This is a genomic window from Mesorhizobium sp. M7A.F.Ca.US.014.04.1.1, assembly GCF_003998745.1.
In the GTDB taxonomy this organism is placed as follows: Bacteria; Pseudomonadota; Alphaproteobacteria; order Rhizobiales; family Rhizobiaceae; genus Mesorhizobium; species Mesorhizobium ciceri.
Genome location: NZ_RZRW01001230.1, coordinates 1 through 797, shown reverse-complemented (window position 1 = coordinate 797; position 797 = coordinate 1). Strand labels below are relative to the sequence as shown.

Annotated in this window: 1 protein-coding gene; it reads left to right on the top strand. The window is 64.7% G+C overall.

Annotated elements, in window-relative coordinates:
- On the top strand, window positions 1–797 hold a 797-nt coding region (locus EOA22_RS35745), incomplete at both ends, for a sulfite exporter TauE/SafE family protein (RefSeq protein ID WP_164756286.1).

The following is a 797-nucleotide window of genomic DNA, read 5'->3' as shown; positions in this document are numbered from 1 at the left end:
GTCGGCGGCGGCTTCCTCATCACGCCGCTCTTGATCTTCTACAACATCCCTCCGGCGATCGCTGTCGCCACTGGCGCCAACCAGGTCATCGCCTCCTCCGTCTCCGGCGTCCTTTCGCACATGAAGCGCGGTACGCTCGACCTCAAGCTCGGCGGGGTGTTGCTGGCCGGCGGCATTGTCGGTTCCACCGGCGGCATCTACGTCTTCGCCTTCCTGCGCAGGCTCGGCCAGCTCGACCTGTTCATCTCGCTGCTCTACGTCGTGCTGCTCGGCACCGTCGGCGGGCTGATGCTGGTCGAAAGCGTCAATGCGCTGCGCGCGACGCGCAGCGGTGCGGCGCCGGTGCTGAAGAAATCCGGCCAGCACAACTGGATCCACCGCTTGCCGCTGAAGATGCGCTTCAGGGCGTCAAAACTGTTCGTCAGCGTCATCCCCGTACTTGGGCTTGGCGCCGGCATCGGCTTCCTGTCGTCGATCATGGGCGTCGGCGGCGGCTTCATCATGGTGCCGGCACTGATCTATCTGCTGAAAGTGCCGACCAATGTCGTCATCGGCACCTCGCTGTTCCAGATCATCTTCACCTCCGCCTATACGACGCTGGTCCACGCCACCACCAACCAGACAGTCGATGTCGTGCTGGCCTTCCTGTTGATGGCGGGCGGCGTCGCCGGCGCGCAGTACGGTGCCAAGGCCGGCCAGAGGCTGCGCGGCGAGCAGCTCAGGGCCTTGCTGGCACTGCTGGTGCTGGCGGTGGCGATACGATTGGCGATCGATCTTTTCGTCACCCCGCCCAACCT